We start from the raw sequence: 24,934 nt of genomic DNA, 5'->3' as shown, positions 1-24,934 counted from the left end.
GCACTACCGTGGCCGCGTGACCGAGCGGAACTGGATCCTGGGCCTGGAGCACGCGTGGGACGCCGCGCGCCTGCGCCGGGCGGGTTCGCGGCCCCCGAGCGACTTCCGGATCGAGACCTACGTCGGTCACGGCGGCGCCGCGGGCGTGGTGGTGCGCGGGCGGGTGCTGGACAACCCTCCCCCGACGGACGCGGTCGACGGCGAGGGCGTCGGCGCCGCGCTGCGCAGGACGGTGCGGAACTTCCTGACCGACGACCTGCCGGACGTCCCGCTGCGGATCAGCGTCGGCGGTACGACGGTCGAGACCACGACCGACCGCGACGGCTACTTCCTGGTCCGGCTGGAGGTCGACCCGGCCGCGCTCACCAGCCCGTGGACGACCGCGACGGTCGAGCGCGCCGGCGACTACCGCGGCCTCTCCGACAGCTACGCCACCCCGCTGGAGGTGTGCGTCCCGTCCGGCGAGGCCCGGTTCGGGGTCATCTCCGACGTCGACGACACCATCCTGCGCACGGGGGTGCAGAAGGTCGGGCACATGGTCCGGCGGACGTTCCTCGGCTCGGCGATCACCCGGACCCCGTTCCCGGGTGCGCCGGAGCTGTACCGGGACCTGGCCGCCGGGGTGAACCCGTTCTTCTACGTCTCCTCCAGCCCGTGGAACCTGCACAGCTTCCTGGTCGCGTTCCTGGCGCACCGGGACTTCCCGATGGGTCCGGTGCTGCTCCGCGACCTGCTCGGGACCGCGGAGGGTCGCGAGCAGAAGCACGGCCGGATCCAGGAGGTGCTCGACCTGCACCCGGGGCTGCCGTTCGTGCTGATCGGCGACTCCGGCGAGAAGGACCCGCAGATCTACGCCGACGTGGTCGCGGCGAATCCCGGCCGGATCCTGGCCGTGTACATCCGCGAGGTGCGGCTGGACCCCGGTGACGGCCGGGTGGAGCAGGTGACGGCCGGCTGGTCGCCGGAGGTGCCGTTCGTGCTCGCCGCCGACACCGACGCCGTACGCCGGCACGCGGAGGGCCTCGGCCTGCTCTGACGGCCTGCTCCGACGGCTGGTCCGACGGCCTGCTCCACCCACGCCGCCGACACGCGGGCGCGGCGCCTTTTGGTCTTTGTCGATCATTTCTATAAACTTAAGAGCCTCACCCTGGAGAGAGAGGCTCTCATGCACACGACCCCGGAGACCAGCCGGCCCGTCGTCATCGTCGTCGGCGGCGGCGCCAGCGGCCTGCTCACCAGCCTGCACCTCGTCCGGACGGCCGGCCGGCGCTCCACCCGGCTCGACGTGGTCGTGGTCGACCCGACGCCCCGGGTCGGCACCGGGACCGCCTTCGGCACCACCGACGACGACCACCTGCTCAACGTCCCCGCCGCCGGGATGAGCGCGCTGCCCGAGGACCCCGGTCACTTCGTCGCCTGGCGCCGTCGCACCAGCCCGCGCACCGCCCAGCCCTACGAGTTCGTCCCCCGCCGGGAGTACGGCCGCTACCTGGACGAGACCCTGCGCGCCGCCCTGGCCGAGTCCGCCGGCGACGTCACCCTCACCCACCTCCCCCGCACCGCGGTCTCGGTCGACCGCGACGCCGACGGCGTCCGGGTCGGCCTCGACGACGGCGCGAGCGTCCGCGGCGACGCCCTCGTCCTCGGCACCGGCCTGCCCGGTCCGGCCGCGGACTGGGCCCCGCCCGAGCTCGCCGGCAGCGCCTTCTTCGTCCCGGACCCGTGGGCGCCCGGCGCCCTCGACGTCCTCGTCCGGGACCGGGTCGGTCCCGCGGACGTGCTCCTCGTCGGCACCGGCCTCACCGGCGTCGACGTCGCCCTCACCCTGACCCGCGACAGCCGGCCGGAGCGGGTCGTGCACGCGGTCAGCCGGTCCGGCCGGTTCCCGCACCGGCACGCGAGCGCGATGCTCCCGCCGGCGATCCCCGAGATCGGGGACTGGGGCGGCACCGTCGCCAGCATCCGCGAGCGGGCCCGGCAGCACCTCGCCCAGGTGGCCGCGGACGGCGGCGACTGGCGCCCGGCGGTCGACGGCCTGCGGTTCCAGGTGAGCGCCCTGTGGAACCGGCTCTCCGAGGAGGACCGGCTCACCTTCCTCACCGAGGACGCCGCCGGCTGGAACCGGCTCCGGCACCGGATGTCCCCGGCCAGCCACCACCGGGTCGGCCGTCTCGTCGAGGACGGCCGGGTCACCGTCGCCGCCGGTCAGGTGACCGCCGTCGAGCCGCTGATCCAGGGCGGCCTCCGGGTCCGGCTCGACGACGGCAGCACCCGTGACGTCGGCTGGGTGGTGAACTGCACCGGCCCGCGCCAGGACGTCCGGCGGCTGCACGACCCGCTGCTCGACGATCTGCTGCGGACCCGCTCGCACGGCCAGAGCCTGGCCGTCGTCGCCACCGCCGGGATGGGCCTGCGCACCGCCGACGGGCGACTCCTCGACTTCACCGGGCGGACCGCGCTGCCGGTCTGGGCGCTCGGCGCGCTGCGCCGCGGCGAGCTCTGGGAGTCCACGGCGGTGCCGGAGATCCGCGCCCAGGCCGTCGGGCTGGCCGCGGCCCTGCTCGACACCATCGCCCCGCTGCCCCGGCGGCTCGCCGACGGCCGCCTGGTCAGCGGACGGCACCCGATCGCCCGGCCGCGCGACCTGCTCGGCCTGCCGCTGTCCACCTCGGCGGACGCGGCGCTCGCCTACAACGCGGGCCTGGAACGGCTGATGCGGCTCCAGGACGGCGCCGACGAGAAGTTCCGCGAGGCCACCGAGCTGGACCCCGGCTTCGCCCTCGCGCACGCCGCGCTCGCGATGCTCGGGCACGAGTCCGACGCCCCGACCGACGTGGCCGCCGAGCTCGACGCCGCCGCGGACGCGGTCCGGGCGCGCGGCGACGACCGCGAGCGCAGCCTCGTCGAGGTCGTCCGCACCCGGGTGCACGAACCGCGCCGCGACGGGGACGCCGCGCTGCTCGCCCACGTGGCCGCCTACCCGCGCGACGTGCTCGCCGTCTCCGCGGCGGTCCCGACGATCGCCTTCTCCGGCGTCACCGACGCCCGGCGCGAGGCCTGGGAGCTGGTCGAGGGCCTGGCGCCGGCGTACGGCGACCACTGGTGGTACCTCTCCCTGCTCGCCTTCACCCGCCAGGACCAGTCCCGGTTCGAGGAGGCCGGCCTGCTCGCCGAGAGCGCGCTGGCCTGCGAACCCGCCTCCGGGCACGCCGCGCACGCGCTCGCGCACGTGCTCTACGAGACCGGCCAGCACGAGACCGGGAAGGTCTGGCTGGACCACTGGATCGCCGAGAACGGCCGCTCGGCCAACCACCGGGCGCACTTCTCCTGGCACGCCGCCCTGCACGAGCTCGCCCTCGGCGACACCGAGGCGGTCCGGCACCGCTACTACGCCGAGCTGGCGCCGCCGACGGTGAACGGCGTCCGGTCCCTGGTCGACGCCGCGTCGCTGCTGTGGCGCTGGCGGGTGGCGACGGCCGCGTGCTGGGGCCTCGACGGCGATCCGGTCCCGCCCGTCGAACCGGTGCTGGCGGCCGTCGACCCGGAGCTGCTCGACGCCCCCGGGACCCCGTTCACGGCCGTGCACGCCGCGGTGGCGCTCGCGACCGCCGGGGACGCCGACCGGCTGCTCCGGCTGGCCGGGCACTGCCGCGGCACCGGCGACCCGACGATGGCGTCGGTGGTCGCCCCGGTCTGCGAGGCGTTCGCGGCGCTGACCGCCGGCGACCACGGCGGCGCCGCCGCGCTGCTGGCCGAGGTGATGCCCCGGCTGGACGAGGTCGGCGGATCGGCCGCCCAGCGCGAGGTCGTCGAGGAGACGCTGCTCTACTGCCTGCGCCGCTCCGGGCAGCTCGCCCCGGCCCGGGACATCCTCGCCTCCCGGCTGGACCGGCGGGAGTCGACGCTCGACGGGCTGCGCCGCGCCAACGTCTGACCCGCGTTCGAGCCCGCGCGTCTGGTCGCATTCTGCAGCGATTTCTGGCCCCGGCGCGCAAGACTGGGGGCAGAACGCGAGGAGGTGACGGTGCCCGTGACGACCGTGATGCTGCTCAACGCGTCGTACGAACCGCTCGGCAACGTGTCGTTCCCGCACGCCGTCCGGATGCTCTTCCGCGAGGTCGCGACCGTCGAGGAGGGCCACGACGACCGGAGGATCGGCCCGCACCCGTGGCCGCGCGTCATCCGGCTGATCCGGTACGTCGCCGCCACCTGGATGTACCGCCCGGCCGGCTACTCCCGCGACGCGGTCCTCCGCCGCGACCGCCGCCGGTGCGCCTACTGCGGCGACCACGCCACCACGGTCGACCACCTGGTCCCCCGCAGCCGCGGCGGCGGCTGGACCTGGCTGAACACGGTCGCGGCCTGCCCGCGCTGCAACCACCGGAAAGCGGACCGGACCCCGGACGAGGCGGGGATGGCGCTCCGGGTGACGCCGTTCGTGCCGACCCGCGCGCAGCTGGTCGGACGCTGAGACGCTGACGTCCCCGACCCGAGGACGTCAGCGTCAGCGTCAGCGCGGCGTCAGTAGCGCCGCTCGTCCACCGGGCGCTCGTCCACGACCGTGTGGTGCCTCGTGCGCTGGGCGTTGACGATGAGCGACAGCACGATCGCCACCGCTCCCGCGGCGACGAGGATCCAGCCGAGGGCGTGGTCGTCGATGTACGAGATGTCGACGTTGACGACGTCGAGCGCGAGGACGAGTCCCGCGACGAGCAGGACCACTCCGAGTCCGATGGCCATGGTCTCTCCATTCTGCAGGCGTGGCTGTTCCACGTGCTGTGCTCCCAGTTCCCCCTCGACGTACGACCAAACCCCTCAGGCGGGGGCGATCACGTCGAGCCGTTCGAGGAGGAAGAGGAACGCCGCGGCGTACGGGTTCCTCGACGTGACGCAGCGGACCTCTGCCCAGTCGACCTGCTCGCGGACCGCGCGCGCGACCGGGAGCGCCTGGGCGAAGTCGCAGGCGTGCTCCTCCAGCGCGTTGAGGCGCTGCCCGAGGAGGACCGTCGCCGACATCACCGGCATCAGCACCGAGGACACCTCGACCAGATCGGCGTCCGCGAGCAGGTCCCGGGTCACCGGTACGGCGTTCGCCCGGAACAGGACGTCCACCAGGGCGCCGTCGACGTAGGTCTTGAAGAGCCAGTCCTCCGGCGGCCGGACCACCTCGAAGCCGCCGGACCGGACCGCCTCCGCGGCGGCCGCCGCATCCGTCTCGGCCACCAGGAAGTCGACGTCGTGGTCGGGCTCCGGCCCGCCGCGGGCCCAGAGCGCGTAGCTCCCGGCCAGCGCGAAGGGGACGCCGCTCCCCTTGAGGAGCGACGCGACCGTCTTGAGGGCCACCCGGAGGTCCGGCTCCGGTGACCGGTTCGCGTTCACCGCCACAGACCTGGGGTACCCGCCAGCCGGGCCGTCATGACCGGGCCGTCGGGTCAGGGCCGCGGGCGTCAGGTGCCGGGGACGGGGTACGGGTGCGGTGATGCGGGTGGCCACCTTCAACATCCTCAATGCGCGCAGGCCGTCGGACGAGCAGGTCGACCTCGCGGGGCTGCGGGCCGCCGTGGCGTGCCTGGACGCGGACGTCCTCGCGCTCCAGGAGGTCGACCACAACCAGGACCGGTCGCACGGGGCGGACCTGACCGCGATCGCCGCGGACGCGATGGGCGCGGTGGACCAGCGGTTCGTCGCGGCCCTCAGCGGGAACCCGGGCGCGACCTGGGTCGCCGCGACCGACCGCGATCAACCCGACGCGGCGGCGTACGGGATCGCCCTGCTCAGCCGCCACCCGGTGACGTCCTGGCACCTGGTCCGGCTGCCGGTCCTGCACGCGCCCACGCCGCTCTGGTTCCGGGGGCACGTGCTCCCGACCCTCGTCCGCGACGAACCCCGGGTCGCGGTCGCGGCCGTCGTCGACACCCCCGGTGGACGGGTCTCGGTGGCGACCACGCACCTGTCGTTCGTGCCCTGGTGGAACGGCCGGCAGCTGCGTCACCTGACCGCCTCGCTGGCGCAGGTGCCTCGGCCCCTGCTCCTGCTCGGCGACCTGAACATGGGTCCGCGGCGGGCCGCCCGGATCACCGGGATGCGGGGCCTGGTGACCGCCGCGACCTTCCCGTCCGAGCAACCTCGCGAGCAGCTGGACCACATCCTGCTCGACGGCGGGTGCCGGGTCCTGTCGACCGGGGCTCCGGAGCTGCCGGTCTCCGACCACCGCGCGCTGGTCGTCGACCTGGCGTGAGACCGGTCAGCGCGGGACGAGGGCCCAGTAGTCCAGGTCGAGCAGCACGCCCTCGGCGTACTTGCCGTCCTCGTTGCGCAGCGTCATCGAGGTGTCCCGGCCGCGGGTGGCGACCAGGCGGAGCCGGAGCGCGCCGACGCCGGGCGCCGCGGTCTCGGCACTGTCCAGCACCTCGGACCAGGCGTAGACGGTGTCGCCCGCGAAGGCCGGCGAGGTGTGCGCGCCGGCGTTGATCGCGGCGATGAGCTGGGCGTTCGCGAGTCCGTTGAAGGACAGGGCGCGGGCCATCGAGATGATGTGGCCGCCGTAGATCAGCCGGTTGCCGTCGGGGCGGGCCTCGGTGTTGAAGTGCACCTTCGCGGTGTTCTGCCACAGCCGCGTCGCCATCATGTGCTCGGCGTCGCTGAGGGTGACGCCGTCGACGTGGTCGATCTTCTCGCCGACCGCGTAGTCGCCGAGGCGGTGCGGCTCGCCGGCGGCGGCGAAGTCGTAGGAGCTGAAGTCCAGGCCGTCCGGGACGATCAGGTCGGCCGCGGCGACGGCCGGGGCCAGCTCGGGCAGCACCGTCTCCGGCGCGGCGGCAGCGTGGTCACGCTTGTGCACCATCACCCAGCGGGCCCAGTCCAGCGCCACGTCGCCGCGCTGGTCGGTCGCGGTCGAGCGCACGTACACGACGCCGCTCTTGCCGTTGGAGTTCTCCTTGAGCCCGATCACCTCCGAGCGGGTCGCCAGGGTGTCGCCGGGAACGACCGGACGGTGGAAGCGCAGCTCGGCGTAGCCGAGGTTGGCGACCGCGTTGAGCGAGATGTCCGGGACCGTCTTGCCGAAGGCGATGTGGAACCCGATCAGCTCCTCGACGGGGTGCTGGTCCAGCCCCACCGACGCGGCGAACGCGGCCGAGGACGGCAGCGCGAACCGGGTCGGGTAGAGCGCGCCGTACAGCGCCCGGTCGCCCTCGGTGACGGTGCGCGGCGTCGCGTGCTCGATCACCTGGCCGACGGTGAAGTCCTCGAAGAAGTTGCCCGCCCATGTTTTCGAACCCTGCGTCGTGCTCATGGGGCGACATTCTGCCGGTACGACGCCCGCCCGCCGCACCCGGTCCGGACGCCGGGCACCTTCCTGGGCACATTCCCAAAGCACCGCCGGCGGCGCATGCTGGGCGGGTGGCCGAGAACGACGCACCCCGGACCATGACCGTCCCGCTGGTCGCGTTCACCGCCGGCGCGGTGGTCGCCCTGCTCGCCGGCGTCTTCGCGAAGGCCCACGACCCGTCGCTCAGCGGGACCACCGACCTCGGCTTCGCCACCGTGATCCAGATGAAGGTCGTCGTCTCCGTCGCCGTCGGCGTGCTCGCCGTGCTCCAGGTCCTCGGGGCGCTGTGGCTCTACGGGAGGCTCGGCATCGCGGCGCCGCCGTGGCTGGGAACCGCGCACCGTGTCAGCGGCGTGATCACGCTCGCGCTCGCCCTCTTCGTCGCCTACAACTGCCTGTGGGCGCTCGGACTGGAGTCGGGGTCCGGGGTCCCGGCGCGGACCGTCGTCCACGGCGTCCTCGGCTGCGTGTTCATCGGCGCGATCGTCGTCAAGGTCGTCGCCGTCCGGGCGCACCACGCACCCGGCTGGTTCCTGCCGGTGGCCGGCGGGCTGCTCTTCGCCCTGCTGGTGGCGCTCGTGCTCACCTCGGCCGGCTGGTACCTCGACCAGCACGGCTGGCCGAGCGGGAACGGCTACTGAGCACGCCTCTCCCCGGCCCGGCAGGCTTGGGACGTGCCGTGGCGGGTACCTCTCGGGGGTGAACACACGATCGGCGGCCGAGGCCGTCCAGGACGCCGGCGAGCAGGCCGCGGAGCACCCGGCCTTCGACCGTGCCGTCCGGCTCGGCCAGATCTCCTACGGCGTCGTGCACCTCCTCCTCGCCTGGCTCGCACTCCAGCTCGTCCTCGGTCAGCGGACCGAACAGGTCTCCAAGACCGGCGCCCTGCACGAGCTCGCGAAGCAACCGTTCGGCAGCCTGCTGCTGTGGGTGCTCGCCGCCGGCTTCGCCGCGCTGGTCCTCTGGCAGGGCCTCGAGGCTCTGTTCGGCCACCGCGACGCGGACGGTGGCAAGCGCCTGCTCCTCCGACTCGGCTCGCTCTTCCGGGTCGTCGTCTTCGCCGTGCTCGGCGTGAGCGCGGTCAAGGTCGCCGTGGGTTCCGGGACCGGCGGCTCGAACACCCAGGGCGACACTGCGCGGGTGATGGGCCTGCCGCTCGGGCCCTGGCTGGTCGGTGCCACCGGGGTCGCGATCGTCGGGTACGGGGTGTTCAACGTGGTCAAGGGCCTCACCGACGGCTTCGAGGACCACCTCGACCTCAGCGAGATGTCGGGCACCCGTCTCGCGCTCGCCCGTGCGCTCGGCCGCGCCGGGTACTGCGCGCGCGGCGTCGCCTTCGGCGCCATCGGCGTCCTCTTCGTGTGGGCCGCGGTCACCCACGACCCGGCGAAGTCCGGAGGCCTGGACGCGGCCCTCAGCAGGCTGCTGCACGCGCCGCTGGGCCCGGCGGTCCTCGTGCTGATCGCCGCCGGACTGGCCTGCTTCGGCGGGTTCTGCTTCCTCAAGGCGCGTCACTTCGAGGCCTAGGGCCTCAGGGTCAGGCCCCGGGATCGCGGTGCTTGCCGGCGCGTCGCTCCCGTCGCTCCCGGCGCTTGGTCCGGCGCCTCTGCCTGCGCTCCTCCCGGCGCGCCCGGGCGGCGGCCGGGTCGCGGTGCAGGCTGACGGACTCCACCTCGAGCGGCACGCACCCAGGGTCAGGTCGACGCACCATGCTTCGACTGTAGGTCAGGGCTTCGACTGCAGGTCAGGGCTTCGACTGCAGGTCGGGGCGGCCGGCATGCTCGTGGCCTGCCGGCGCCCGGAACAGCGGCGGCAGGAACCGCACCATCAGGGCCGACCAGGTCAGGTGGGTGATGACCGGGGCCTGGATCCCGCCCGAGGCGCGGCGTTGCAGGCCGAACAGGGTGCCCATGACGCCGGCGGCCAGCACCAGCGCCGGGTTGCGCGTCGTCGTGGTCGCCAGCGCGTAGACCCCGGTCGAGGCCAGGACGGGGCTCGCGTCGCCCAGCGCGGCGTAGAGGGCGCCGCGGAAGAACACCTCCTCGGCGAGGCCGTTCACGAGCGTCGTGGCCATCACCAGGCGGTCGTCGCCCTCCTCCGCGAACCGCAGCACCCGGAAGACCGCGTCGCCGAGCACCGGGACCCGGCGCGCCACCAGACCACCGGCGTAGAAGACCGCGAACGCGCCCACGCCGGTGGCGAGCGGGGTCAGCACCGGCCGCCGGAGCGTCGAGTCCCGGCTCTCGATCCAGCCCAGGTGCAGCGGCCCGGAGAGCAGGCCGCCGGCGGTCCAGGTGGCCGCGACCGCGGCGGTCGAGAGGTAGAACTGCTTCGATCCCGGCGGCGTCGAGAGCGACCGGCCGAGGAGCGCCGCACCGCCCACGGAGACCGCCGCGACGACCTGCCGCCGGCGGCGGCGTACCCCCGGGGTCTCGGCGTGGTCGAGCCGCACGACGTGGGTCAGCGGCATCGGCAGGACGCTCTCCAGGCGAGCAGCGGCCCGGCGGCGCGCGCGTGCGCGGGGCCTCACCGCTCGCCCCGGCGTTCGGCGAGCGCGATCCGGACGGCGTCGTCGTACCCCAGCGGCTCGAACGGTACGACGGTCCGGATGCTGTCGTCGGTGACGACGACGGTGTTCGTCATCGAGTCGATAAGGTTGCGACCGGTCCGGGTGTCGACGTCCGTCACGAACGCCAGCCACCGCGACGAGAGCCCCGGGGTCAGCAGCGGCACCGGGAGGATCGGCAGCCGGCGACCCTCGATCGCCGCCACCCGGGTGAGCATCTCCGAGTAGGCGAGCACGTCGGGGCCGCCGATCTCGAAGACGCGCCCGACCGCGTCGGGGTTGTCGAGCACGCCGACGAGGTAGCGGACCACGTCGGCGACCGCGACGGGCTGGGTCCGGGTGCGCACCCAGCGCGGCGTGACCATCGCCGGGAGGTGCTCGACCAGCTGCCGGGTGATCTCCCAGGAGATGCCCCCGTGACCGACGACGATGCCCGCGCGCAGCACCGTCACCGGGACGCCGTGCTCGGCGAGCAGCGCCTCGACCTGGCGACGGCTGCGCAGGTGCGCCGACAGCTGGTCGTCGTCGTCCCCGAGCCCGCCGAGGTAGACGATCTGACCCAGGCCCGAGGAGGCGGCCTGCTTGCCGAAGGCCGAGGCCGCGGCGGCGTCGCGGGACTCGAAGTCGTCGCTGTCCAGCGAGTGCACCAGGTAGTACGCGGCGGCACAGCCGTCCAGCGGTTCGCGCAGCGAGTCCGCGTCGGTGACGTCACCGCGCACCGGCGATCCCGGACCCCGGTGCCTGCCCGGGTCACGGGTCAGCACCCGCACCTCGTGGCCGGCGTCGTCGAGCGCCGCGACCAGGCGGCGACCGACGAAGCCCGTCCCGCCCGCGACCAGGACCGGGCCGTTTCCCGGGCCGTTCACCGGGCCGCTCACCGGGCCGTTCACCGGACTTCCTCCCACGACGTCCCGAGGCGCAGGCTCCGCGCCACCGAGCGCGCGACCCGCGCTCCCGAGACCAGCGCGCCCTGGATCGAGCTGGTGTCGCGGTGGTCGCCGGCGACCCAGACGCCGCGGTCGGCGAACCAGGTCGGCTTGCGCAGCGTCAGCGGGGCGGGCATCGCGGGCAACGCGTACGGGACGTGCCGCGTCGTCACCGGCTCCCAGGCGGCCGCCGGGGCCCGGTGCAGCTCGCGGGCCACCTCCTCGGCCGCACGCACGTCGAGGACCGGGCCGCGGTAAGGCACCTCGTCGTCGTGGAAGACCGAGGTGGCGATCAGCGCACGGCCGTCCCGGCTGTACTCGGGCGCGGTCGCGGTCAGCACGACGCTGTTGGCGACGCCCGAACCGTCCGCGTCGACCGCCAGCGCCGCGTCCGCCCCGGACCACGGCTCGGCCGCGAAGTAGTACGTCGTCACGCCTCGCCCCGGGGGCAGCTCACCGAGATCGGGCACCAGGACCTGGGCGGCCCACGGGTCGGCGGCGACCACGACCGCGGCGGCGTCGACCGTCGTGCCGTCGGCCAGCTCGGCGGACCGCCCGGAGACCGAGACCACCGGCGACTCCAGCCGCACCGCACCGGCGGGGAGGCGGCCGGCGACCTGCTCCGGCAGCCGCTGCATCCCGGCCGCCGGGACGGCGGACGCTCCGCGCACGAACATCCGCATCATCAGGTCGGTGAAGACCCGGGAGGTGCGCACCCGGGGATCCAGCACGACCCCGGACATGAACGGGACCAGCACGTCGCGGACCACCTGCTCCGGGAGGCGTTCGCCCCAGACCTGGGTCGCGGCGACGTCGGTACGGCGCTTGACCGCGGCGGGGCTGCTCGCGAGCAGGCCGGCGGCGTACCGGGCCAATGCCGCCTTGCCGCGCAGGTCGGTGGCGCCGGACCTGGCGGCCCGGTACGGAGCGGCGGGTGAGGCGAGCGGGTGCGGGACCTCGTGCAGCGCCCCGGCGCGCCGTACCCGGACGCCGCGCGGGAACCGCCGCAGCGCGAGCGCGTCGAGGTCGGCGAACGTCCCCAGCGCCGGGTACGCCGTGCTGAGCACCTGGAACCCGCGGTCGACGGTGAACCCGTCCACGACGTCGGTGACGACGCGACCACCCACCCGGTCGGTGGACTCCAGCACCAGCACCGGGTGACCGAGCGCCGCGAGCTCGTGGGCACAGGCGAGCCCGGCGAGTCCGGCGCCCACCACGACGACGGGCAGCTGCTCACGCACAGGCGACCTCCGGGGTGCGCCCGGTCCCGCCGGGACCGGGATCGGGGAGGGTCAGCAGCCACGCCAGCGGGGAGAGACCCGAGGCCTGGTGGGCGGCCGCGTGCTGCCAGGCCCGCACGAACCGGGACGAGGTGGCGCTCTCGGCGGCCGCGCGCGCGTCGGCCTCCGCCAGTCCGCTCGCGCGGGCACGGGTCAGCGCGAGCCCGAACGCGTACCCGTGGGTGGCGTCGTAGAACCGCATGAATGCGTCCACGTCCCCGAACGAGGCCGCGACGAGGAGCGCCTCGAGGGAACCCGCGCGAGCGGACCGCGCGACTGCGAGCGACCTCACCGCGACGCCTCCTCGGCCTTGCGGTGCCGCGGATCGGGCTGCGGCCGCTGGTGCCCCAGCTCGCCGCCGATCCGCCCGCCGAACGGCCGGCCGTGGTCGGCGAACTCGGCGCGGCGGTAGGACAGCGTCCACTCGCCCACCGACACCCGTGCGCCGGTGCGCAGGACGCGTCCGGCCTCGGGCACGCGGGCCCCGTTCACCAGCGTCGTGCCGTCCGGTGACCGGTCGTAGAGCACCAGCTCGTCCCGCTCGTCGTGCACCACCACCGCGTGGGTCGCGGCCAGGCCGTCGAGCCGGATGTCGCTCGCGTCCGCGCTGCCGACCATCGTGGTCTCACCGCGGAGCGGGAACACGTACCGGCCGTCCGCGGGCAGCCGGGAGTTGCCCGTCGTGAGCACCAGCCGGGGGTTCCCGCCGCGCCTCGGGTCGTGGGTCGTCGTCACCGGACGAACCGACCGGCCGAACGTCGGCGCGAGCGGGAAGAGGGTGGTCGGCGGCAGCAGCTCGGCTCCAGGCAGAACGGCTTCCGCCGCCGACCTCCGGACCCGGCCCGCGGCTCCGGTCAGTGCCCCGCGCATGCTCGCGATCTTGAGGTGGGGCGACCGGGTGAAGGTGCGCTGCCACCACGGCGCGTGCGTCGCCCCGACCTCGAGCAGCACCACGTCGCCGGCGACGACGATCACCTTGATGCCGCGTTCGGCCAGGCCGGCGGCGAGCTGGCGCAGGTGTCCGGCGTCCCGCCCACCGGCGAAGGAGGCGGGGTCGCTGAGCCGGACCTCGAGGCGGTTCTCCGTCCCGGTCACCGTCCCGTGCACCGGGTCACGGCCCGGGAGCTCGACGCTGAACCTCAGGTCGGCGGAGATCCGGCTCCGGGGATTCGGATCGATCATCGGTCTCAGCCCAACGACGCGTTGTCGCTGGTGGTGACCTGCAGGGTCCCGTCGACCTTCCAGACCGCCCGCGGCGCGTCCGGGCCGGTGTCCCGCGGGATCTCGACGGTCATGTCGACGAACCGGTAGTTGATCTCGGCCTGGCGGCCGGTCAGGAACGACCACATCTCCCGGCCGAGGTCGGACCAGTCGATCACCCCGTCCTCGACCTTGCTCACGTTGTTCATCGCGACCTCCAGAACTTCAACATAGTTCCTAAACGCTTTGTTTAGGTTATGGTGCGAGCATGGACCACGACGGCGACCTCGCGCAACCCCTGGCCGCAGACCGGGCCGAAGTCCCGGAGACCGGCACCGGAGAACTGACCATCGGGGACCTGGGCGAACGGACCGGCCTCAGTCCCGCGGTGCTGCGGATGTGGGAGACCCGGCACGGCTTCCCCGTCCCGCGTCGCCTCGCCTCCGGACACCGGCGCTACACCGAGGCCGACGTCGACCTCGTCCGGCAGGTGCTGCGCCGCAAGGAGGCCGGCATCCGCCTCGAGATCGCGATCGCGGAAGCCTCCGCGACCCGGGCCCCGGTGGCGCCGTCGATCTTCGCCGAGCTCCGTCGCAAGCACCCGACCCTGGCCACGCACCGGCTGCGGAAGTCGACCCTGATCGCACTCTCCTGGGCGATCGAGGACGAGTGCTGCGCGGTCGCGGAGACCCCGGTCCTCTTCGGCGCCTTCCAGCGCGGCGACTTCTACGCGCCCTCGGCACCGCGCTGGACCGAGCTGGCCCGGGTCGCCCGCTCGGCCATCGTCTTCGCCGACCACTGGGACGGCAGTCCCGCGGACGCCGTCGGGCCGATCCGCGCCACCCTCGCCGAGGACGCGCCGCTACGCCGGGAGTGGGCCGTCGTCTGCGACGCCGTCGACTCCACCGCCTGCCTCTCCGCCTGGGAGCTGCCCGGGCAGACGAGCCTCCCCGACCGGCAGCGGATCTTCGAGGCCGTCTGGACCGTCGACCCCGTCGCGGTCCGCGACGCCGCCCGCGTCGCCGCCCACCTGGCCGCCTCCGCCGGCGTCCTGGCCGCCCGGCCCCTGCTCTACGAGCTCGCGGACGCACCGGCTCCGCGGGTGACCACGCCGACCGGCGTGACCGCCCTGTTCAACCGCGTCGTGGCGTACGTCGACCGGCTGGCGTAGAACTCCCGGGCACGGCCGGGGCAGCCCTCCCGCTGCCCCGGCCGTTTCCCGGTGACGTGGGTCAGCGGCGGCAGCCGCCGGTCTCGAAGGCCGCCTTCGACGAGTAGGTCCCGGTCGGGAGGTAGTCCCCCATCACGGTCCGTTCGTCGCCGGGAACCTGGGTGTTCTGGACGGCGTGGGTGAAGCCGGCCGACGGCAGCATGTTGCGGATCAGGAGGAAGTCGTCGTCGGGGTGGCCGGCGCCGTCGCCCCGGGCCGGCGCCTCGACCCAGGTGACGCCGCAGCGGGCGGTCGCGTTCGCCGGCCGGTCCTCGGGCCGGCTGACCACGATCGTGTACCAACCGGCGCGGTCGGTGACGACGTCCTCGTCGTACACGCAGTCCGCGACCCGGGTGGTGGCCATCGACTCGTTGGTGCACAGCGACCAGTAGCGCATGTCGACCGTGCGGCTCATCAGCGCCTGCCCGTGCTGCGTTCGCGGCGTCACCGGGAGCTTGCCGCGCAGCGTGAGCACCGCGCCGAAGCCGCGACTGGCCTGGGCGCTGACGTACTTGTTGTCGATGTTCGCGTACTGCTGGTTCACCCGGGCGGGCGTGCCGGTGCACAGGCCGTAGTACGTGCAGCCGATCCCGAACTGGGTGTTGTAGTAGCTGAGCCAGAACGGCGTCGCGCGGGCCGGGAAGGTGGCCGGCTTCCCGGGCTGGTCGCGCAGCGCCAGGTACGTCGCCATCGGGAGCATCGCGACCGCGGGCTTGGCGGTCGACGCGTTCAGCGCGGCACAGGCCGCGGTTCCGGTGAGCACCCGGCCGTCGGCGAGCGTCAGCCGCGGCTGCGGGACGCCGACGCCACCGGTGATGTCACGACCGTCGTCGGGCAGGTACACCCGGTAGAGCATCAGCTGCGAGGTCTGGCCGGGGGCGCCGGCGTACAGGGTGTTGGTGGCGCGGCCACTCGCCGGAGCCAGGTCGGGCGAGACGTGCACGGTGTACGACCTGAACCGGTCACCGACCCGGAGCGCGCCGGGCAGGAACGGGTTCCGGGAGAACCGGTCCGGCACCGTGCTGATGTCGTTGAGCGCATCCACCGGCGCGTTGTCGGCGATGTTGTAGGAGTTCAGGGACTGGTAGCGCGCGTGCGCGAACCGGCCGACCAGATCGAGCTTCGCCCCCACAGGGATGGTGAAGGAAGCCGCCCAGTACATCGCGCCGCTGTCGGGGAACGCGTAGTTGTCGTCGCTGTCGTCGGCGGTAAAGGTGTGCACCCACAGGCAGTCGCCCGCCGTCGCCGTGGCCGTCGCCTTCGCTCCGGCGCTCACGGGCAGCAGTCCCAGGGCCACCACCCCCAGCGCCACGAACGCTCTCCAGGTCCTGCTCTTCATCTCTTCTCCCTTGGGTTGTGCGGTTCTTCGGTGCGGTCAGCGGGCGGCCGCGTGCCGGGGGCGGTGCGGGCGGGTGTCGGCCGGGACGCGCGGGCGCAGCCGCAGGACGCCGTCGTCGAGCCGTCCGTGCCGCAGGGCGACGAGGTCGGCCGGGTAGCTCATCCGCAGCCGCCACGGTCGCCGGGTGCCGGCGAGCGGGATCTGGTCGAGCGACCGGAGCACGTAGCCGGCCTCGAAGTCGAGCATCGGCCGGGTCTCCAGGGCCGGGTCGTCGTTGACCGGGGTCGCGATCGCGGAGCCGGTCCGGTCCATCCGGCGCAGCAGCCGGACGACGTACTCGGCGACCAGGTCGGCCTTGAGCGTCCAGGAGGAGTTCGTGTAGCCGACGGTGAAGACGAAGTTCGGCACGTCGCTGAGCATCATGCCCTTGTAGGCGACCCGCTTCGGGATGTCGACGTCCTCGCCGTCGACCCACAGCCGGAGCCCTCCGAAGGTGAGCAGCCGGAGCCCGGTCGCGGTGACGACGACGTCCGCGTCGAGGTGCCGGCCGGACTCCAGCGTGATCCCGGTGGCGTCGAGGCGGTCGATCCGGTCGGTGACGATCCGGGCCCGGTCCCCGGAGAGCGCCCGGAAGAGGTCGTTGTCCGGAACCGCGCAGAGCCGCTGGTCCCACGGCCCGTACGACGGGTTGAAGTGGGTGTCCACGTCGTACCCGTCGGGCAGCTGGCGCACCTGGAGCGCGCGGATCAGCCGCCGCATCGCGCCGGGCCACGCCTGGCTGAACCGGTAGACGGCCCACTGCTTGAGGACGTTCTTCCAGCGGGTCAGGGCGTAGCCGGTGCGATCGCCGAGCACGCGGTGCGCGGCGACTGCGAACCGGTCCACCGCCGGCAGGTTCATCACGTACGACGGCGACCTCTGCAGCATCGTGACCTCGGCGGCCTTCTCGGCCAGCGCGGGGACGAGCGTGATCGCAGTGGCGCCGGACCCGATGACGACGACCCGCTTCCCGGTCCAGTCGAGGTCCTCGGGCCAGAACTGCGGGTGCACCACCCGGCCGGCGAAGTCGTCGCGGCCGGGGAGCTCCGGGGTGTGGCCCTGGGCGTAGTCGTAGTAGCCGGCGCAGGACCAGAGCAGTCCGCAGGTGAGCACGGTCGTGCCGCCGGTGGCCGTGGTGGCGGTGACGGTCCAGCGTGCCTCGGCGTCGGACCAGGAGGCCTCGGTGATCCGCAGTCCGTAGCGGACCCGGTCCTCGATGCCGTGCTCGCGGGCGGTGGACCGGATGTACTCCCGGATCGCCGGCCCGTCGGCGATCGATTTCGCCGCGGTCCAGGGGCGGAACCGGTAGCCGAGCGTGTGCATGTCGGAGTCGGAGCGGATGCCGGGATACCGGAACAGGTCCCAGGTGCCGCCGATCGCGTCCCGGGACTCGGCGATCAGGTAGGTCTTCCCCGGGAAGGCCGTGGCCAGGTGGTGGGCGGCGCCGATGCCGGACAGGCCGGCGCCGACGATGAGCACGTCGACGTGCTCGTGCTGCGGTGCGTCGTTCTCCGTCACCGGGGTTCCTCTCGCCGGGTGTGACTATGACCACTGGTCATATGACCGGTGGTCACTGTAAGTTGTCCCCCGGCTCGGCACAAGGGGTTCCGCCGAGCAGGACGCCAGGAACGGGGAGACCGCCGCATGTCGATCACCAGCGCGAACCATCGCGGGCTGGCCGTGCTCAGCGCCGTACCACCGGTCCCCCGGGACCACCCGCCGCTGCTCTTCGTCCACGGGCTCGGCCACGAGGCCGGGTGCTGGCGGAACTGGCTCGGCGCCGCCGCCGACGCCGGCTTCCGCGCGCACGCGCTCTCGCTGCGCGGCCACGGCGCCAGCGGCGGCAACGTGCTGACCGCGCGGCTCTCCGACTACGTCCGCGACGTCGAGTCGGTGATGAGCGCCCTGCCGAAGCCACCGGTCCTGGTCGGACACTCGATGGGCGGGCTCGTCGTCCAGCGCCTGTTGGCGCGGCACCGCGTCCCTGCGGCCGTGCTCGTCGCACCGGTCGGGCACCGGCCCGCGATCGGCTCGTTCCTCTCCGTGCTCCGCCGCCACCCCGGCGACGCCGCCCGGATGGTCGCCGGCGCCACGCTGCCGATGCGCACCGAGTACCTCTTCGAGGGCCTCACCCCGCAGGAGGCGGCACCGCTGGTCGCCCGGTGCGGCCCGGAGTCACCGATCGCGCAGCACCAGCTGCTCCTGCACCGACCGGCCCGGCTGCCCGCGGAGCCGGTGCGCACCCTGGTGCTCGGTGCCCGCGACGACCGGCTGGTCCCGATCACCGACGTCCGCCGCACCGCGGCCCGCTACGGCGCCGACCTCCACGAGCTCAACGGCATCGGGCACAACCTGATGCAGGACCGCGGCTGGGAACGGCCCTTCCGGCTGATGGTCGACTGGCTCGCCTCGGCTCAGGTGCGGGCATAAGCGGCCTGGAGCGCCCCGAGGAGCCGGTCCGTGCCGAGGATCGCGTCCTCCACGCCGGTACCGACCAGGCCGAGCACCGTGTCGAGGCCGTCGACGTGCGGTGCCAGCGCGATGTGGGGCAGAAGCAGCAGGAGCAGCGCGAGCAGCGCGTCGACGTCGGCCCCGTCGACGAGCTGGCCGGAGGCCTCCGCCAGCGCGATCAGGGGCCGCATCATGCCCTGGTACTCGGCGGACGCCGCGGCGAGCACCGCCTGCCGTGCGGCCCGGTCGGGCTCGAGGTTCGCCGCCGCGGTGATCGCGAGGTCGACCGGGTGGTCGTAGAAGTAGGCGACCCACGAGCGGTTGAGCTCCCGCAGCGCCCCGAAGAAGTCGGTGTCCCAGGCGAGGCCCACGGCGGCCCCCTCCATCGCGGCCCGGATCCGCACGCTCACCAGGCCGGCGAGGTAGGTGAACAGGTCGGCCTTGTCGTCGAAGTACTGGAACAGGCTGCCCTTGGAGACGCCGGCGGTGCGCGCGATCGTGTTCAGGCTGCCCTGGCTGAAGCCGCGCTCGGCGAACTCCTGCTCGGCCGCCTCCGTGACCGCGGCGCGACGCGACGCGGGAAGACGCTCCCAGGTCCCGGTCGGCATGCTGCGCAGGCTAACCGATCCCCCGTTCGACACACTGGAACCACCTACCCCGAGGAGTCCCGATGAGCTTGCACGTCAACGTCGACAACTTCCGCCGTGCCGAGACCGACCGCATGTTCGGCGACATCCAGGCAGGGACCGGCGGGATCAACCAGCTCCGGCACAATCGCGAGCCGGCCCCGATCGACGAGCAGACCGTCATCCGGATGAACCGCGACACGCTGTACAGCTTCGCGATCGTCGACATCAGCGCCGGCGCCGAGCTCACCCTGCCTGACGCAGGTGACCGCTACCTGTCGGCGATGGTGGTCAATCAGGACCACTACGTGAACCGGATCTTCCACACCGCGGGCACGCACGCGTTGACCGTCGAGGACCACGGCACGCCGTACGTGATGATCGGCGTGCGCACCCTGGTCGACCCGCAGGACCCCGAGGACGTCGCGCGGGTCGCCGCGATCCAGGACCAGATCGTGCTGACAGCCGGCTCCGCCGAGCCGTTCGTCCTCCCGGACTACGACACCGAGAGCTTCGACGCCACCCGGACCGCGCTGCTCGACCTCGCCCGCAACCTGGACGGGTTCGGCCGCTCCTTCGGGACGCCCGAGGAGGTCGAGCCGGTCCGGCACCTGATCGCCACGGCCGCCGGCTGGGGCGGCCTGCCGAACAGCGAGGCGGCGTACGTCGGCGTCGACCCGCGCGTCGGACCGGGCCGCTACCGGCTGCGGATGGCCGACGTCCCGGTGGACGCGTTCTGGTCAGTCTCCGTCTACAACGCCGACGGGTTCTTCGAGCCGAACGAGCTCGGCCGCTACACCGTCAACAGCGTGACCGGGATCCGCGACGCCGACGGCGCCGTGACCGTCCGGTTCAGCTCGGACCCGGCCGACGACGCCCCGAACACGATCACCACCCCCGAGGGCTGGAACTACCTGGTGCGGCTCTACCGGCCGCGTCCGGAGATCGCCGACGGCACCTGGCAGCCGCCGGCCCTGGAACCCGCACCGAGCGACGACCGGTGACCGCGACTCCTCCGGACCAGCTCGCCGGCTCCCTGACCCAGGCCGTCTGGTTGACGGCCTCGCCCGCGACCACCCCGGACGTGCTGCGCAAGGCGCTGGACCTCGCGCGCGGCGACCGGGTGCGCCCGCGGCCGCTGGTGATCGACCAGGCACACCGTCTGCCCGCCGTCAGCCACGCGTTCCTCGAGCGCCGCGAACCGGACCCCGCGGAACGGGTGCGCGTCGTCCTGCTCAACCCCAGCCGGCCGCAGCCGGAGCCCGGGCCGACCGCCGCCCCGGCGCCGGAAGCGATGATCCGGCTCACCACCCGCGAACGCGAGGTGCTGGTCCTGCTCGGCCGCGGCGCGACCTACCAGAACATCGCCGAGCTGCTCTGGATCAGTGTCAACACCGTCAAGACGCACGTCTCGCACCTGTACGCCAAGCTCGACGCCGGCAACCGGTCCGAAGCCCTGGCCCGGGCGCGCGACCTGGATCTGCTCGGCGCGGACTACGAGTAGCGCGTCTGCCTGACCACGTCGCCGTCCTGGTTCCGGACGACGTGCTCGACGTGTCGCGCCCGCGCCATCTCCCGGCCCTTGAGCTCGGCCTGCTCCGCCGTGTCGCGGCAGTTCGCGACCTGGTAGCTGCCGACGACCCGGTTGTACCAGCAGTCGCCGTCGAACGCCGTCTCGATGTTTCCCAGCACGGGATTGCCCTGTCGTGGGGACACGTGCGCGAGCCGGTCGGGCGCTCGCGGTCGGTAGCCGATGTGGCGGGGGACTGTTGTCCAGCGCCTTCATCCGCGACAGTACGCCACCACCGCACGGCTCCCCAGGGTCGTGCCCAGGGTCGTGCCTTCACCCAGTTCGGGCGGTGCGCGCCGCGAGCCGAGGTGGTCTCCTCGTCCCGGGGCCGACGAGGGGACCCGTCCGCGACCGGGCGCGGGCACCGGACAGGAGGCTGGCGTTGACGGCACGGGTCGATCCGCGTGCGGGAGCCCTGACGCGAGCGCTCCCCGGCCTGGCCACCCTCCGCGCGTACCGGCCGTCGGTGTTCGGCAAGGACCTCGTCGCCGGCCTGGTGATCACGACGCTGCTCATCCCGCAAGGCATGGCGTACGCCGAGCTCGCCGGCCTGCCCGTCATCACCGGGCTCTACACGACCGTGCTCGCGCTCGTCGGGTACGCCCTGTTCGGGCCCTCCCGCGTGCTCGTGCTCGGCCCGGACTCCTCGCTCGGCCCGATGATCGCCGCGACCGTCCTGCCGCTGGTCGCGGCCGACGGGAGCCCGGGGGCGGCGGTCGCGTACGCCTCCGTGCTCGCGCTGATGGTCGGCACCCTGACCGTGCTGCTCGGGGTGTTCCGGCTCGGGTTCGTCGCCGACCTGCTCTCCAAGCCGACCCAGATCGGCTACATGAACGGCCTCGCGCTCACCATCCTCGTCGGTCAGCTCCCCAAGCTCTTCGGCTTCTCCGTCGACGCCGACAGCACCCTCGGCGAGGCCAAGGCGTTCGTGCAGGCGGTGGCGGGCGGGAAGACGGTCGGCGCGGCTCTGGCCGTCGGGGTGCTCTGCCTCGTCCTGATCGTCGTCCTCCAGCGCCTGTGGCCGGTCTTCCCGAGCGTCCTCGCGGCCGTCGTCCTCGGGATCGTGGCGGTCGACCTCTTCGACCTCGGCGCGCGGGGCGTCTCCCTCGTGGGCGAGCTCCCGTCCGGGTTCCCGCCCTTCACGATCCCCAGCGTCCCGGTGGACGACCTGCTCATGCTGTTCGCCGGCGCGCTCGGCATCGCGCTCGTCTCCCTCACCGACACGATCTCGACCGCGTCGGTGTTCGCGCGGAAGACCGGCGCGGAGATCGATGGCGACCGGGAGATGATCGCCGTCGGCGCCGCCAGCATCGCGGCCGGCCTGTTCCAGGGATTCCCGGTCAGCACCAGCGGCTCCCGGACCGCGGTCGCCTTCCAGAGCGGTGCCCGCACCCAGGTGACCGGGCTCGTCGGCGCCGCGTCGGTCCTCGCGATGCTCCTGTTCGCCCCCGCCCTGCTGAGCAACCTGCCTCAGCCGACGCTCGCCGCTGTCGTCATCGCCGCGTCGCTCGCCCTCGCCGACATCGCCGGCCTGCGCCGCCTGCGCCGCCAACGGCTCTCCGACTTCGTGCTCGCCCTCGCCGCGTTCCTCGGCGTCGCCCTGCTCGGCGTGCTCCCCGGCATCGCCGTCGCCGTCGGCCTGTCCATCCTGAACGTCTTCCGCCGGGTCTGGTGGCCGCACCAGGCGATGCTCGGCCGGTCCAGCGGGATGCGCGGCTACCACGACACCGCCTACCGGCAGACCTCCGAGCACCTGCCCGGCCTGGCGATCTACCGCTTCGACGCGCCGCTGCTGTTCGCGAACGCCCGCACCTTCCGCGACCAGGTACGCCGGATCGCCGCCGTCGAGCCCCGGCCGCGGTGGATCATCGTCGCCGCCGAGCCGATCACCGACGTCGACACCACCGCCGCGGACATGCTCGAGGACCTCGAGGTCGAGCTCGAGGAGGGCGGCACCCGGATGGTCTTCGCCGAGCTCAAGGACGCCGTACGGCACAAGATCGAGGACTACGAGCTCACCCGGACCCTGGACGCGGACCAGTTCTTCCCGACCATCCGGACCGCGGCCGAGGCGTACGAGAGCACCCACGACGTCGCCTGGACGCCGGGCCCGAGCCCGTACGTCCTGGACTGATCCCTCCGGAGCCCCCCGGTCGGTCTCGTCGTCCGCTCGCCCGTCAGGGCAGCGGTCGCGCGGACATCACCTCGACCGAGGCGGCCACCGAGTCGTCCGGATCCTCCGCGCCGGTGTGCTCGCGGCGCAGCACGACGGTGCTGCGCCCGGCCAGCTTCAGGGCCGCGCCCGCCGGCACCGCCGCGGAACGAAGGGCGTCGGTGGTGTCGATCACCACGACCCAGCCGGTGCAGTAGTCCTCGGGCGGCACCAGCACCTCGACCGCTTCCCCGGCGTTGAAGTAGAGCAGGAAGTGGTCGTCCCGCACCGGGCGGCCGTGCGGGTCGCGGCCGGCGATGCCCTCGCCGTTGAGGTACATCCCGAGCACGGACCCGTCGGTCCAGTCCTCGTCCTCCATCGGCCGGCCCTCGGCGTGCAACCAGACGATGTCGTTGAGCCGCGCGCCGTCCGAGGTGCGCACCGAGTCCCCGGTGAAGAACCGCTGCCGGCGGAACGTCGGGTGCTCGCGGCGGAGCGCGGTCAGCGACGAGGCGAACTCGAGCAGCGGGGTGTCGACGCGGTTCCAGTCGATCCAGGTCAGCTCGTTGTCCTGCGCGTAGCCGTTGTTGTTGCCCCGCTGGGTGCGACCGAGCTCGTCGCCGTGCGAGATCATCGGCACGCCCTGGCTGAGCATCAGCGTGGCCAGCAGGTTGCGCTGGTCCCGTGCGCGTGCCGCGAGCACCGCGGGGTCGTCGGTGGCGCCCTCGACGCCGTGGTCGTCGGACCGGTTGTCGTCGTGACCGTCGCGGTTCTCCTCGCCGTTGGCCTCGTTGTGCTTCTGCTCGAAGGAGACCAGGTCCAGCAAGGTGAAGCCGTCGTGCGCGGTGACGAAGTTGATGCTCGCGACCGGGCGGCGCCCGGAGTGCTCGTAGAGGTCCGAGCTGCCCGCGATCCGGCTGGCGAACGCACCCAGGTCCGGGCGCCCGCGCCAGAAGTCGCGGACGGTGTCGCGGTAGGCGCCGTTCCACTCCGTCCACTGCGGCGGGAAGTTGCCGACCTGGTACCCGCCCGGCCCGACGTCCCACGGCTCGGCGATCAGCTTGACCTGGCTGACCACCGGATCCTGCTGGACCAGCTCGAAGAAGGTCGCCAGCCGGTCGACGTCGTAGAACTCCCGGGCGAGCGTCGAGGCGAGGTCGAACCGGAATCCGTCCACGTGCATCTCGGTGACCCAGTAGCGCAGCGAGTCCATGATCAGCTGCAGGGAGTGCGGGTGCCCGGCGTTCAACGAGTTCCCGGTGCCGGTGTAGTCCATGTAGTACTGCGGGTCGTCCTCGACCAGCCGGTAGTACGCCGGGTTGTCGATGCCGCGCAGCGACAGCGTGGGCCCGAGGTGGTTGCCCTCGGCGGTGTGGTTGTAGACCACGTCGAGGATCACCTCGATGCCGGCCGCGTGCAGCGTCTTCACCATCGCCTTGAACTCCTGGACCTGCAGACCCAGGCCGGTGCTCGCGTACCCGGCGTGCGGAGCGAAGAAGCCGATGGTGTTGTAGCCCCAGTAGTTCCGCAGCCCGCGGTCGAGCAGTGCCTGGTCGTGCACGAACTGGTGCACCGGCATCAGCTCCAGGGCGGTCACGCCGAGCCGGGTCAGGTGCTCGATCACCGCCTCGTGCGCGACCCCGGCGTACCGACCGCGCAGTGATTCGGGAACCTCCGGGTGGAGCTGGGTCAGGCCTTTGACGTGGGCCTCGTAGATCACCGACTCCGCGTACGGCGTCCGCGGAGCGCGGTCGCCCTCCCAGTCGAAGAACGGATTGATCACCACGCCGAGCATGGCGTCCTCGAGAGAGTCCTCGTCGTTGCGGGTCCCCGGATCGTCGAAGTCGTAGCTGAACACCGACTGGCCCCAGCGGATCCCGTCGGTCGTCGCCTTGGCGTAGGGGTCCAGCAGCAGCTTGCTCGGGTTGCAGCGCAGGCCCTCCGCCGGGGCCCAGGGTCCGTGCACCCGGTAGCCGTAGCGCTGGCCGGGCTGGACCTGCGGCAGGTAGGCGTGCCAGACGAAACCGTCCACCTCGGTCAGCTCGACCCTGGTCTCCGCACGCCGGTCGCCGGCTTCGTCGACCAGGCACAGCTCGACGCGCTCGGCGACCTCGCTGAACAGCGCGAAGTTGGTGCCGCTCCCGTCGAACGTCGCTCCGAGCGGGTACGCCGCTCCTGGCCAGGTCTCGATCTCGCCCGCTCTCACCACAGCGGGGCATTACCCGTCCCGGGCCAAAGATCACCT

The 24,934-nt window shown here is 73.3% G+C and carries 26 protein-coding genes; 11 read left to right on the top strand and 15 right to left on the bottom strand.

Going from position 1 to position 24,934, the window contains the following annotated elements:
* Positions 1-16: 16 nt before the first annotated feature.
* The 3 genes from AB4Y76_RS18890 (at position 17) to AB4Y76_RS18880 (ending at position 4,471) form a co-directional block, all read left to right on the top strand.
* Positions 17-1,036 carry an App1 family protein gene (locus AB4Y76_RS18890; RefSeq protein WP_441928115.1) on the top strand — a complete coding sequence of 340 codons (1,020 nt, stop codon included), beginning with the start codon at positions 17-19 and terminating at the stop codon, positions 1,034-1,036.
* 129 nt (positions 1,037-1,165) lie between these two features.
* Positions 1,166-3,934 carry an FAD/NAD(P)-binding protein gene (locus tag AB4Y76_RS18885; protein WP_441928113.1) on the top strand — a complete coding sequence of 923 codons (2,769 nt, stop codon included), beginning with the start codon at positions 1,166-1,168 and terminating at the stop codon, positions 3,932-3,934.
* A gap of 90 nt (positions 3,935-4,024) precedes the next feature.
* Positions 4,025-4,471 carry an HNH endonuclease gene (locus AB4Y76_RS18880; protein WP_441928111.1) on the top strand — a complete coding sequence of 149 codons (447 nt, stop codon included), beginning with the start codon at positions 4,025-4,027 and terminating at the stop codon, positions 4,469-4,471.
* A gap of 50 nt (positions 4,472-4,521) precedes the next feature.
* On the opposite strand, the gene AB4Y76_RS18875 is transcribed toward AB4Y76_RS18880, so the two are convergent.
* Positions 4,522-4,740 (bottom strand): DUF6458 family protein, encoded by a 219-nt coding sequence (locus AB4Y76_RS18875; protein ID WP_441928110.1) that lies wholly within the window; start codon positions 4,738-4,740, stop codon positions 4,522-4,524.
* A 75-nt stretch (positions 4,741-4,815) separates the two neighbouring features.
* Positions 4,816-5,379: a hypothetical protein gene (locus AB4Y76_RS18870; RefSeq protein WP_441928108.1), complete on the bottom strand. Its 564-nt coding sequence runs from the start codon at positions 5,377-5,379 to the stop codon at positions 4,816-4,818.
* Between the two features lie 100 nt (positions 5,380-5,479).
* Between AB4Y76_RS18870 and AB4Y76_RS18865 the strand changes: the two genes are divergently transcribed.
* Entirely contained in the window at positions 5,480-6,238 is a 759-nt protein-coding gene (locus AB4Y76_RS18865) for an endonuclease/exonuclease/phosphatase family protein (protein ID WP_441928106.1), read from the top strand.
* 6 nt (positions 6,239-6,244) lie between these two features.
* On the opposite strand, the gene AB4Y76_RS18860 is transcribed toward AB4Y76_RS18865, so the two are convergent.
* On the bottom strand, positions 6,245-7,294 hold the full coding sequence (locus AB4Y76_RS18860) for a MaoC family dehydratase (RefSeq protein ID WP_441928104.1): 1,050 nt from the start codon (positions 7,292-7,294) through the stop codon (positions 6,245-6,247).
* A 107-nt stretch (positions 7,295-7,401) separates the two neighbouring features.
* Here AB4Y76_RS18860 and AB4Y76_RS18855 point away from each other — a divergent pair, with 107 nt between their 5' ends.
* Both AB4Y76_RS18855 and AB4Y76_RS18850 read left to right on the top strand, forming a co-directional pair.
* On the top strand, positions 7,402-7,971 hold the full coding sequence (locus tag AB4Y76_RS18855; protein WP_441928102.1) for a DUF6529 family protein: 570 nt from the start codon (positions 7,402-7,404) through the stop codon (positions 7,969-7,971).
* Between the two features lie 58 nt (positions 7,972-8,029).
* Entirely contained in the window at positions 8,030-8,857 is an 828-nt protein-coding gene (locus tag AB4Y76_RS18850) for a DUF1206 domain-containing protein (protein WP_441928101.1), read from the top strand.
* Between the two features lie 10 nt (positions 8,858-8,867).
* On the opposite strand, the gene AB4Y76_RS18845 is transcribed toward AB4Y76_RS18850, so the two are convergent.
* Genes AB4Y76_RS18845 through AB4Y76_RS18815 form a run of 7 tightly spaced genes read right to left on the bottom strand, consistent with a single transcriptional unit; the run spans position 8,868 to position 13,511 of the window.
* Positions 8,868-9,041, bottom strand: a complete 174-nt coding sequence (locus AB4Y76_RS18845; RefSeq protein ID WP_441928099.1) for a hypothetical protein — start codon at positions 9,039-9,041, stop codon at positions 8,868-8,870.
* Between the two features lie 33 nt (positions 9,042-9,074).
* Positions 9,075-9,800 carry a CPBP family intramembrane glutamic endopeptidase gene (locus AB4Y76_RS18840; protein WP_441928097.1) on the bottom strand — a complete coding sequence of 242 codons (726 nt, stop codon included), beginning with the start codon at positions 9,798-9,800 and terminating at the stop codon, positions 9,075-9,077.
* A 56-nt stretch (positions 9,801-9,856) separates the two neighbouring features.
* Positions 9,857-10,786 carry an NAD-dependent epimerase/dehydratase family protein gene (locus tag AB4Y76_RS18835; protein WP_441928095.1) on the bottom strand — a complete coding sequence of 310 codons (930 nt, stop codon included), beginning with the start codon at positions 10,784-10,786 and terminating at the stop codon, positions 9,857-9,859.
* Positions 10,783-12,063 carry an FAD-dependent oxidoreductase gene (locus AB4Y76_RS18830; RefSeq protein ID WP_441928094.1) on the bottom strand — a complete coding sequence of 427 codons (1,281 nt, stop codon included), beginning with the start codon at positions 12,061-12,063 and terminating at the stop codon, positions 10,783-10,785. Before AB4Y76_RS18830 ends, AB4Y76_RS18835 begins: the two co-directional genes overlap by 4 nt.
* Positions 12,056-12,394, bottom strand: coding sequence for a hypothetical protein (locus AB4Y76_RS18825; RefSeq protein ID WP_441928092.1), 339 nt, complete (start codon positions 12,392-12,394; stop codon positions 12,056-12,058). The genes AB4Y76_RS18830 and AB4Y76_RS18825 overlap by 8 nt, the downstream gene beginning before the upstream one ends.
* A complete protein-coding gene (locus AB4Y76_RS18820) occupies positions 12,391-13,284 on the bottom strand; it encodes an FHA domain-containing protein (RefSeq protein WP_441928090.1) in 894 nt (297 codons plus the stop codon). The genes AB4Y76_RS18825 and AB4Y76_RS18820 overlap by 4 nt, the downstream gene beginning before the upstream one ends.
* A gap of 5 nt (positions 13,285-13,289) precedes the next feature.
* Positions 13,290-13,511: a hypothetical protein gene (locus tag AB4Y76_RS18815; protein ID WP_441928089.1), complete on the bottom strand. Its 222-nt coding sequence runs from the start codon at positions 13,509-13,511 to the stop codon at positions 13,290-13,292.
* A 59-nt stretch (positions 13,512-13,570) separates the two neighbouring features.
* Between AB4Y76_RS18815 and AB4Y76_RS18810 the strand changes: the two genes are divergently transcribed.
* Positions 13,571-14,473, top strand: coding sequence for a DICT sensory domain-containing protein (locus AB4Y76_RS18810; RefSeq protein ID WP_441928088.1), 903 nt, complete (start codon positions 13,571-13,573; stop codon positions 14,471-14,473).
* 61 nt (positions 14,474-14,534) lie between these two features.
* On the opposite strand, the gene AB4Y76_RS18805 is transcribed toward AB4Y76_RS18810, so the two are convergent.
* Positions 14,535-15,851, bottom strand: a complete 1,317-nt coding sequence (locus AB4Y76_RS18805; protein WP_441928086.1) for a hypothetical protein — start codon at positions 15,849-15,851, stop codon at positions 14,535-14,537.
* Between the two features lie 36 nt (positions 15,852-15,887).
* A complete protein-coding gene (locus AB4Y76_RS18800; RefSeq protein WP_441928084.1) occupies positions 15,888-17,408 on the bottom strand; it encodes a flavin-containing monooxygenase in 1,521 nt (506 codons plus the stop codon).
* Positions 17,409-17,534: 126 nt separating this feature from the next.
* Here AB4Y76_RS18800 and AB4Y76_RS18795 point away from each other — a divergent pair, with 126 nt between their 5' ends.
* On the top strand, positions 17,535-18,320 hold the full coding sequence (locus AB4Y76_RS18795; RefSeq protein WP_441928082.1) for an alpha/beta hydrolase: 786 nt from the start codon (positions 17,535-17,537) through the stop codon (positions 18,318-18,320).
* On the opposite strand, the gene AB4Y76_RS18790 is transcribed toward AB4Y76_RS18795, so the two are convergent.
* Positions 18,305-18,949, bottom strand: a complete 645-nt coding sequence (locus AB4Y76_RS18790) for a TetR/AcrR family transcriptional regulator (protein ID WP_441928080.1) — start codon at positions 18,947-18,949, stop codon at positions 18,305-18,307. The genes AB4Y76_RS18795 and AB4Y76_RS18790 overlap by 16 nt on opposite strands.
* Before the next feature lie 62 nt (positions 18,950-19,011).
* Between AB4Y76_RS18790 and AB4Y76_RS18785 the strand changes: the two genes are divergently transcribed.
* Positions 19,012-19,971 carry a DUF1214 domain-containing protein gene (locus tag AB4Y76_RS18785; protein ID WP_441928078.1) on the top strand — a complete coding sequence of 320 codons (960 nt, stop codon included), beginning with the start codon at positions 19,012-19,014 and terminating at the stop codon, positions 19,969-19,971.
* Positions 19,968-20,471 carry a response regulator transcription factor gene (locus AB4Y76_RS18780; RefSeq protein ID WP_441928077.1) on the top strand — a complete coding sequence of 168 codons (504 nt, stop codon included), beginning with the start codon at positions 19,968-19,970 and terminating at the stop codon, positions 20,469-20,471. The genes AB4Y76_RS18785 and AB4Y76_RS18780 overlap by 4 nt, the downstream gene beginning before the upstream one ends.
* Here the strand turns inward: AB4Y76_RS18780 and AB4Y76_RS18775 are convergent.
* Entirely contained in the window at positions 20,462-20,659 is a 198-nt protein-coding gene (locus tag AB4Y76_RS18775) for a DUF2188 domain-containing protein (RefSeq protein WP_441928075.1), read from the bottom strand. The two genes, AB4Y76_RS18780 and AB4Y76_RS18775, sit on opposite strands and share 10 nt — an antisense overlap.
* Positions 20,660-20,919: 260 nt before the next feature.
* Here AB4Y76_RS18775 and AB4Y76_RS18770 point away from each other — a divergent pair, with 260 nt between their 5' ends.
* On the top strand, positions 20,920-22,671 hold the full coding sequence (locus tag AB4Y76_RS18770; RefSeq protein WP_441928073.1) for a SulP family inorganic anion transporter: 1,752 nt from the start codon (positions 20,920-20,922) through the stop codon (positions 22,669-22,671).
* A 43-nt stretch (positions 22,672-22,714) separates the two neighbouring features.
* Here the strand turns inward: AB4Y76_RS18770 and glgX are convergent, their stop codons facing one another.
* The gene (gene glgX / locus AB4Y76_RS18765; protein ID WP_441928139.1) at positions 22,715-24,880 is read right to left on the bottom strand and encodes a glycogen debranching protein GlgX; all 2,166 of its coding nucleotides are present in this window, start codon (positions 24,878-24,880) and stop codon (positions 22,715-22,717) included.
* Positions 24,881-24,934 lie beyond the last annotated feature (54 nt).

The sequence above is a fragment of the Marmoricola sp. RAF53 genome (assembly GCF_052114005.1).
In the GTDB taxonomy this organism is placed as follows: domain Bacteria; phylum Actinomycetota; class Actinomycetes; order Propionibacteriales; family Nocardioidaceae; genus Marmoricola.
Note: the sequence above shows the minus strand (reverse complement) of the source record. Positions and strands in the feature narration are given on the sequence as shown.

Excerpts from the sequence above, each read along its gene's own strand:
- AB4Y76_RS18815 (WP_441928089.1), bottom strand. The coding sequence starts at position 13,511 with ATGAACAACGTGAGCAAGGTCGAGGACGGGGTGATCGACTGGTCCGAC.
- AB4Y76_RS18865 (WP_441928106.1), top strand. The coding sequence starts at position 5,480 with ATGCGGGTGGCCACCTTCAACATCCTCAATGCGCGCAGGCCGTCGGAC.
- AB4Y76_RS18840 (WP_441928097.1), bottom strand. The coding sequence starts at position 9,800 with ATGCCGCTGACCCACGTCGTGCGGCTCGACCACGCCGAGACCCCGGGG.
- AB4Y76_RS18785 (WP_441928078.1), top strand. The coding sequence starts at position 19,012 with ATGAGCTTGCACGTCAACGTCGACAACTTCCGCCGTGCCGAGACCGAC.
- AB4Y76_RS18885 (WP_441928113.1), top strand. The coding sequence starts at position 1,166 with ATGCACACGACCCCGGAGACCAGCCGGCCCGTCGTCATCGTCGTCGGC.
- AB4Y76_RS18805 (WP_441928086.1), bottom strand. The coding sequence starts at position 15,851 with ATGAAGAGCAGGACCTGGAGAGCGTTCGTGGCGCTGGGGGTGGTGGCC.
- AB4Y76_RS18820 (WP_441928090.1), bottom strand. The coding sequence starts at position 13,284 with ATGATCGATCCGAATCCCCGGAGCCGGATCTCCGCCGACCTGAGGTTC.
- AB4Y76_RS18845 (WP_441928099.1), bottom strand. The coding sequence starts at position 9,041 with ATGGTGCGTCGACCTGACCCTGGGTGCGTGCCGCTCGAGGTGGAGTCC.
- AB4Y76_RS18860 (WP_441928104.1), bottom strand. The coding sequence starts at position 7,294 with ATGAGCACGACGCAGGGTTCGAAAACATGGGCGGGCAACTTCTTCGAG.
- AB4Y76_RS18810 (WP_441928088.1), top strand. The coding sequence starts at position 13,571 with ATGGACCACGACGGCGACCTCGCGCAACCCCTGGCCGCAGACCGGGCC.
- AB4Y76_RS18875 (WP_441928110.1), bottom strand. The coding sequence starts at position 4,740 with ATGGCCATCGGACTCGGAGTGGTCCTGCTCGTCGCGGGACTCGTCCTC.
- AB4Y76_RS18795 (WP_441928082.1), top strand. The coding sequence starts at position 17,535 with ATGTCGATCACCAGCGCGAACCATCGCGGGCTGGCCGTGCTCAGCGCC.
- AB4Y76_RS18790 (WP_441928080.1), bottom strand. The coding sequence starts at position 18,949 with ATGCCGACCGGGACCTGGGAGCGTCTTCCCGCGTCGCGTCGCGCCGCG.